Here is a 7,558-nt window from a genome sequence, read left to right as displayed (position 1 = left end):
AATTGAGAAACCAAGTGATACTTCTAAAATCTAAGACAGGTGAAAGATCATGAAAAAGGATATTTTAAATTATTTCCAATTTTGAGGACTTGGTAATCCGAACCTCAAATTACATCAGTTGGTTTAATTCCGACAGAATTAGAACGAGTGTTTAGAAAAAGATGTGCCATTTATTGACATAGGAGCATCTTGAAATAAGTGCAAAATTCTGCTTTTCCAGGATTGATATCAACAAATTAATTCAAAATAAACTGTTCAATTTAAGTGTACCCTAAATGGACAAAAAGCAGTATAATCAACTTATGAAGAAAAGCTTAGATTCTGCTTGGGATAACAAGCAGTTCTTTGTTTTTGTCAAACTGTCTAATTAGAGTGTCTAAACAGAATGCAGTAGGGTGGGGGAGACTGATCCTCTGAAAGGAGAGTTATTGATGAAAGTTGGTTATGCGCGAGTTAGTTCAACTGATCAAAATTTGGCCCGCCAAATTGAAGCCTTGAAAGTGGCCAGATGTGAGAAAATCTTTGAAGAAAAACAATCGGGCAAATCGACCCAGAACCGACCAGAATTACAGGCGGCGATTGCTTATGTGCGGCAAGGAGATACATTAGTGGTGGCCTCATTGGATCGGCTTAGTCGAAACTATGACGATGCCAGTGATATAATCAAACAGATTAGAGATAAACAGGTTAAAATGGAAGTCTTAGATGCCCCGTTTCTTTCAATGCAAACTGGTGATTCAGATATGGACAAATTTATGTTCGATATGCTAACCAAGCTGCTAGCTTATATGGCCCAGACGGAGCGGAAGAAAATTCGTGAGCGCCAGCGTCAAGGAATTGAAATTGCTAAGGTTAATGGGAAATACCGCGGAACTCGGCCGGTATACGCCGAGGACTCGCCTAATCCGCAGAAACGGTTTATTTATCATCGAATCGTTGAGCAGTTAAGAAATAAAGCAACCGGTGCCCCAATTAGCTACCGAGCAATTGCGGCTGAAACCGGCGTCTCGGTTCAGACTGTCATTAATATCAAGAATCGGTTGAATGAAGAAGTTCTCGAATAAAAGGTTAACCGGGATTCGTTGATTTTAACTGAATATCGAACATTAAACATTTGCCAATATCTAATTGTAGTTAAAATTGAAAGGGAGATAAACGAGATGATTGATATTAATTATGGAAACTACACGCTTTTTCAATACCTAATCATTGCTTTTATTTTGTTTCCGATTGAGATTATTCATTCATGGTTAATAATAATGATTTATGCGGTCATCGTTTTAATAATTTTTAGTACGCTATTAAAACTTTTTGAGCGTAGGAATCCGTGTTTCAAAGAAAACAATCATGTGACAACAGTACCGTGGTTACGTACCACACTTGTCGTCTTATCTACTGCGATGTTACCTATTATATTGATAATTAAAGATAGCAGTGTAGATTTTTTAATCTACTACGCATTAATTGCAGCGCCTCACGTAATTTCAGCATACTTTTCAACAAGTAGAAGAGCACATTTTTAAATTAGATGTTAAATAGGCGCATTCTGAGAACACTTTCGCTTTTTATAATGGAGTTCTCTCTTTTCCAAAACGCTGCAAGCTTCGAGTAATTAAGGTGGTGTTGATCTACAGCAATTTGAATATGACGAACAATAGCATCATTGATAGCCTGGTAGCTATCAATGATGCTATTGTTCGAGTAAGCGTTATTGATGTTAAAGTGTGAAGATTGAAGAGACGTAATTTTTAACGACTGACTTTTGAAAATTCATACTTGTATGTAAATATGAATTTATGAAAGTATACAAATATGAATGTTACAACACGGGATAGAGAGTCTATGACGCTCGTAATCAAGAAGCATAGTGAAGATAGTAACTAGTGGTATCAAATCTAGTTATACAATTATAAATTCATACTTGTATAAACTTATAATTTTTTTCGAGTTCTTTTCTTCTTTTCATCTTTCTCACGTAGTTGGGCTACCTTCATATCAAACATCTGTCGTTCGACCTGACTCATTTTATCAATTTGTGGCTGCATTTGATCTCCAAGTAACTCATAGGTGTAACTAAATGCTGATTGATCAAGTAGTGCCATAAACTGATAATATTGTTCAGCCGGCAAAACTAAAGATTTTCGTTCACTCTTATTACCGAATCCTTGAGTGGACCTAGAGCTATTATTGGTTTCTATAGTTGGTTCAGGTCGATATAGGGTTTTTGGCTGCGGATCAGGTTTGTATGACTTATCGAGTAATCCTGATCCTTTTTTTAATGTATCTTTTTCAGAATTATCTTTTGTGAAAAAACCGGGTTTTTTTTGTCTTGATTCAGTCATCATTTGTCACTCTCCATTAAGTTCACGCGTTCAATGAATTCATTCGTCAGATTATCTAAGAATGAAGTAAAAATATCTTTGTCCCAGTAACTATCATTTCGTAGACCGTTTCGTGGTGCGGATTGTAGACGGCGCTTGTAAGGAACAATTGTCTTAAACATATTTTCTTTTCCAAAGAAGTTCACGGCATCTTGCATTACAGTTTCGTCAATACTTCCGGATCGCTGCATTTGATTCGGTAGAATACCGAGTACATCAGTTGGCACGCCGAACTCGTTTACCTTCTCTGGTAGCTCGTCTGGATTGAAAATGAAGTTGTGGGCCCCGTCCAGAGAATCTGATTGAGTTTGAAAGGCGACAAGGACGTAATCACTCGCTCCTACAGCGGAGTCAGTATAATCAGAAGAGGTTGGTGGTGTGTCAATGAAAATGAAGTCATAGGTTCCACGGCTTTTGAGAGGTTCAAGTAATTCTCTTAAAAAGAAGAGCTTTTTCGATTTAACTTCGTGGTAATTGGCGTCCCCTTCTTCGGCGACACCATACTGTTTGCTAAGATAATTTGTTAGATTCTTTAAATCATAATGGGCCGGAATAAGATCTAAATTTGGGAGTATGTTGACGACTAAATCAGTTAGATCATGGTCTCGGATTCCGGCCATCATTGTTTTGTCTAAGACAAAAACTGAATCTGGTTCGTTATGTTCTTTTGTTACTACGAATGATTTTGTAGTATTGGATTGTGGATCTTCATCTACGACTAGCACATGATAGCCGTGGAGAGACAGGCTGTAGGCTAAGTAACGAGTGATTGTGCTCTTACCGGCGCCACCTTTTTGATTTGCAACAGTAATTGTGAGGGGCCTTTTTAAATTTATTTTTTTCAATTTCTAAGCACCACGCTTTCATAAATGTATGAATTTATAACAAAATAAGTATAACTTGAATTGTTGTTTGTGTCAAGGTTCCTATTTCTATTGACAATAACTGCTTTACAAAGGCAATTAGTTCAATCATACATACATGAATTCATTTATTTATAAATTCATGTATGTATGAATTTATAAATATAAAAAAGAAACCTCTTTATTTTGAAGAGATAATGAGGTACACTTCTCTTATAAATAAGAAAAGCGCCAACCAACGGGAATTGGTCAGCACTCGAAAAAAATCTTTTTCAACTATGAAGATTATACCAGCAAAATGGTGAGATGTCGAGAATGGTGTGATTTCAAAACGGTAGGGGACAAGCTGCCGGGTAAAGACTAAGGGGACACGTGTGGTGAGCGACTTCTGCGCAAATTCACTGGATCTTTTTAATTAGATCCGAAGGCGGTAATTTTTAAAATTTAGAAGTTTATTCGGGAGTAGGCGGACTATTCCTAACCTAAGCAACTTGGCATAACGCTGAGTTGCTTTTTTGTCTGCGCTTTTTCGTTTTCTATGTATTTTCTATTAAGCTAATTTAGGTGTTTATTTTGAAGGGAGGTGACGGGCCATGTATGATTTGAAGACAATTCAAGACGCACAAAGACTGGTATTACACGATTCATTACATACATATAAAGTTAAGAATAGTCGGTCTAATATTGCTGGACAAGCCAAGGAAACCTCTACAAAGAAAGGGGCCATTGCGCTCTTCAGCAGTAAGGATTCGATGCAAAAAGCACATGGTGTTGTGGTCACCTCTTTTGAGGCACTTGATGCCATCGCTGATCGTATGACTCACTGGACACCCAATACTTTCAACTGGCTTGGCTATACGCAAAATCGGGCGAGTGTTCGGGGCCACCGGGAAAATAACCTCGCGCAAATTAATAGCCTGGTCGTTGATATTGATTTTTCTGACGCGGCGGAACGTGATGCCCGGGAGCAGGAAGTGTTGAGTGCGGTCACGGTTGCCGATTTATTTATTCCCACGATGATTTTGCGAACGTCTAAAGGGTTCCATGTCTACTACGTTTTTGATCAACCCATGTTTTTGCGGAAGAAACGCGGCCAGTTTCCAGTCTTAAAAGCAGCCCAGAAAATGTCTAGTTTTGTGCGGCAATGGATTCAAAAACGGGTGGCTGGGGTTGATGTAGGCTGCAATAATTTTGGAATTTTCCGAATTCCGCGTCAGGATAATCTGATTTTTTTTGATGCTAATATGTTGATCCAGGTGAGCGCTCTGATGAAGTGGTCACAATATTATGCTGCCCAAGTTCCCGTCACAGATCAACCTGGAGGTAAGGTGATTTCATTGTCTTCTGATGAGGGTCGTCAGGTTGACCAGACCTGGTTTAAAGCGTTATTGAAAGTGACAACAGTTAAGTCGGGGCATGGTTTAGCCCGTCATAACACCGTTATGACACTAGCTTTAGCGATGTACCAATCTAAAGTTTCTCAGCAGCGTGCGAGAGACGTTCTTGACGTGTTTAATTCAAATTTACATGAGCCATTGGTCGATCGTGAAGTTGTACAGTGCGTCAGAGACGCTTATTCAGGTGACTATCGAGGGGCCGCACTGAGTTATGTTCAAGGACTATTGGATCAATGGGTGCCTAATTTTTCAGGTAAAGTCGTTGTTGGGATTGGCTGGCATAAATTTGCTAAGCCACGTGCCGAACGACAATACAGCCATGCTAATGAATGGCGTCAAGATGTGTTAGCATTGATTAATCGAGTAGGAAAGTCTACCACGGCCGTCGCTATATCAACGCGTCAGATTCAAGCAGAGTTAGGAATTTCTCCCGCCAGTTTGAATCGAGTTATGAAACAATTACAAGCAGCATATCAAGTGAAAAAAGTTCAACGTGGTAACCAACCGGCTTTGCTGACGACGGTAACCATGTTATTTAAGTCGGCTATGGCGAAGCGTCGGACTCAAAGTCAGGTGTGGACAAGGTACTTAACACCACTAGTTCCTACAGTAGCTGTTAGTGGTTATGAGGCCGTTATCGATACGTTAGCGAGATTACATGAACATGATTTGGCGGGAGGCTTAGAGCCGCCATGGGAGTTTGAAAGGAAGCGCAGGTGGGGGTAAAAAGTGCTGCTATCAATTGCCATAGGTATATATCTAGGATAGGGTGCTCCTCTTGTTGGGTGCCTACGCTTAGAAGCTGTCTAGTATCTTTTTAGAAGCAATGAGATAAACGCTAAAGCAATCATTTGCAGACTAGTATTTAGGTGACGTTCGCAGTTTTTCCAAAGCCGGCGACACTTATCCAGCCAGCTAAATGAGCGTTCAATAATCCAACGTTGAGGTAGTACCTCAAACTTATGAAGTTCATTACGCTTAGCCACCTGTACGGTGGCTTTCAAATTAGTGTGAACATCTGCTGCAAAATTAGAACCGGTGTAGCCCCCATCAACTAGGACGGTTGATACTTGGCTTAAGTGGCTACTATTGAGAGCTAACATAGCACTAGCGCCATCACGATCGGATACATTTACTGTCGTTACATGAATTGCCTGAGGTAGTCCATTTATATCAACGGCTAAATGTCGTTTAATACCAGATATCTTTTTACCAGCATCATACCCCTTATGTTCAGCAGTATCAGTATTTTTAATACTCTGTGCATCAATTATGACAGACGTTGTTTTGGCTGAGCGAGATTGTCTGTCACGATAGTCAAAGACAATCTTTTTAAACAATCTTCCAGGATTGAATCCGCGGTTGGTGTCGGTTTAATCGGTAGCGTCAAGAATCTTGTGTAAATGAAATGCCTTCGTACATATAATATGTATCTAACTTAAATAAATGATGCTTCCAAGGTGTCCTGGAGTCCTTTGAACCCTCGGTGGATCCGCTTCAGAGACTTCTCGTTATAAACATTAAACTGAGAAACCAGGAAGCGATCCAGTGAATCTTCCGTTGGAAATTGTTCTTTGTGGTGGGTGGTGCGCTTGAGATGCTTATTAAAGTTCTCAATCAGGTTAGTGGAGTATAGTGATTGCCGGATAGCTGATGGAAAGTCCATGAAAGTGAGTAAATTCGGCATTTTAAGCAGATCTTTGATTAATTTGGGATAGGTCTGATGCCAGTTGTTGGCGAACTCATTCAGTTTCAGTTCGGCTGCTTCACGGTTGGCGGCCCGATGAACTTGTTTAAAGTCACTGATCACGGCCTTGCGGTCTTTTACGCGAAATTTGTTCATCAGATTCCGCCCAACGTGAACCAGGCAACGTTGTCGTTTGGCTTTAGGGAAATGCCGATTCAAGCCTTCATCCAAACCAACTAACCCATCGGCCACAAACAACAGCACATCTTTAACGCCCTGCTTGATCAAGGTTCCCAGCAGTTCAGTCCAGATTCCAGTCGATTCCGTTGGCGCCACTTGGTAGTTCAGCACTTCTTTCGTACCATCTGGACGAATGCCAATCGCAATATGAACGGCTTCTTTTTGAACGGTATCCCGCTTTAACGGCAAGTAAGTGGCATCTAAGAAGATGGCCGCATATTGTGAAGCCAGTCGACGTTGCTGGAAAGCTTGAACCTGTTCATTGACGGCTTTAGTCATGTTGGAAACCGTGGCTTTGGAGTAGTGAGCACCGTACATTTTCTCAATGAGTTCGGCAATTTCAGCAGTGGTAATTCCCTTGGTATACAACTGAATGACCGTTGTTTCTAAATTATCACTGTGCCGACCGTAGGCTGGCAAGGTATGATTTTCAAACCGGCCATTGCGATCTCGAGGAATGGTTAAGTTAAGTTGGCCGTACTTCGTATCAAACGAGCGCTCATAACTGCCGTTGCGGTTATTACCAGTGTTAATCCCAGCGTATGAGTAGCGTTCGTAACCCAAAAACTCTGCCAATTCGGTTTGAAGCAGCTGGTTAATCGCAATTTCGAGGTGGTGACGAAAAACTTCGTCCAAATCTTGCTTTTGGGCTAGTGCAGCGATAATTTCTGTGGTAAGTTCATTCATGGGGAATGCCTCCTGTGATGTTTTCTGTGGTTACTAAATATCATAAGGGAAGGCATTCCCTATTTCTATACAATTCAGAAATCTTTTATGCATTTACACAAGATATTTTACGCTCTCCAAAAACGAACCAAATAGATTATATTTGGCAGATTTGGAAGTAACAGCAAAAGACGTTTATATTAAGCGAGAGCAATTAAAATCGCCTGAACCCCTTGGTACAAGCGGGCTTCTCAAAAAGAGACAAGATCTAGACTATACTAATAATTTAGATACTAATAGATACAATATAGATACTCAAAAGTT

6 protein-coding genes and 1 pseudogene are annotated in these 7,558 nt (G+C 40.2%); 3 read left to right on the top strand and 4 right to left on the bottom strand.

Annotated elements, in window-relative coordinates; translation table 11 throughout:
* Positions 1–431: 431 nt before the first annotated feature.
* Both EKM61_RS10655 and EKM61_RS10650 read left to right on the top strand, forming a co-directional pair.
* On the top strand, positions 432–1,064 hold the full coding sequence (locus tag EKM61_RS10655) for a recombinase family protein (protein WP_065675006.1): 633 nt from the start codon (positions 432–434) through the stop codon (positions 1,062–1,064).
* A gap of 96 nt (positions 1,065–1,160) precedes the next feature.
* A complete protein-coding gene (locus EKM61_RS10650) occupies positions 1,161–1,523 on the top strand; it encodes a hypothetical protein (RefSeq protein WP_068377255.1) in 363 nt (120 codons plus the stop codon).
* A 408-nt stretch (positions 1,524–1,931) separates the two neighbouring features.
* On the opposite strand, the gene EKM61_RS10645 is transcribed toward EKM61_RS10650, so the two are convergent.
* Together EKM61_RS10645 and EKM61_RS10640 are read right to left on the bottom strand one after the other, a co-directional pair.
* Complete coding sequence (locus tag EKM61_RS10645; protein ID WP_014216285.1) at positions 1,932–2,345, bottom strand: hypothetical protein; 414 nt, start codon at positions 2,343–2,345, stop codon at positions 1,932–1,934.
* A complete protein-coding gene (locus EKM61_RS10640; protein WP_014216286.1) occupies positions 2,342–3,226 on the bottom strand; it encodes a ParA family protein in 885 nt (294 codons plus the stop codon). The genes EKM61_RS10645 and EKM61_RS10640 overlap by 4 nt, the downstream gene beginning before the upstream one ends.
* 611 nt (positions 3,227–3,837) lie before the next feature.
* Between EKM61_RS10640 and EKM61_RS10635 the strand changes: the two genes are divergently transcribed.
* The gene (locus EKM61_RS10635; protein WP_014216274.1) at positions 3,838–5,367 is read left to right on the top strand and encodes a primase C-terminal domain-containing protein; all 1,530 of its coding nucleotides are present in this window, start codon (positions 3,838–3,840) and stop codon (positions 5,365–5,367) included.
* A gap of 80 nt (positions 5,368–5,447) precedes the next feature.
* Here EKM61_RS10635 and EKM61_RS10630 read toward each other — a convergent pair.
* A pseudogene (locus tag EKM61_RS10630) lies at positions 5,448–5,954 on the bottom strand (IS5 family transposase); the annotation flags it as partial.
* A gap of 125 nt (positions 5,955–6,079) precedes the next feature.
* Complete coding sequence (locus EKM61_RS10625; RefSeq protein ID WP_014216276.1) at positions 6,080–7,255, bottom strand: IS256 family transposase; 1,176 nt, start codon at positions 7,253–7,255, stop codon at positions 6,080–6,082.
* Positions 7,256–7,558: the final 303 nt, after the last annotated feature.

It is taken from the genome of Loigolactobacillus backii (genome assembly GCF_003946275.1).
Lineage (GTDB): Bacteria > Bacillota > Bacilli > Lactobacillales > Lactobacillaceae > Loigolactobacillus > Loigolactobacillus backii.
This window is presented reverse-complemented; position numbering and strand designations above follow the sequence as displayed.

Excerpts from the sequence above, each read along its gene's own strand:
- EKM61_RS10655 (WP_065675006.1), top strand. The coding sequence starts at position 432 with ATGAAAGTTGGTTATGCGCGAGTTAGTTCAACTGATCAAAATTTGGCC.
- EKM61_RS10635 (WP_014216274.1), top strand. The coding sequence starts at position 3,838 with ATGTATGATTTGAAGACAATTCAAGACGCACAAAGACTGGTATTACAC.
- EKM61_RS10645 (WP_014216285.1), bottom strand. The coding sequence starts at position 2,345 with ATGATGACTGAATCAAGACAAAAAAAACCCGGTTTTTTCACAAAAGAT.
- EKM61_RS10625 (WP_014216276.1), bottom strand. The coding sequence starts at position 7,255 with ATGAATGAACTTACCACAGAAATTATCGCTGCACTAGCCCAAAAGCAA.
- EKM61_RS10650 (WP_068377255.1), top strand. The coding sequence starts at position 1,161 with ATGATTGATATTAATTATGGAAACTACACGCTTTTTCAATACCTAATC.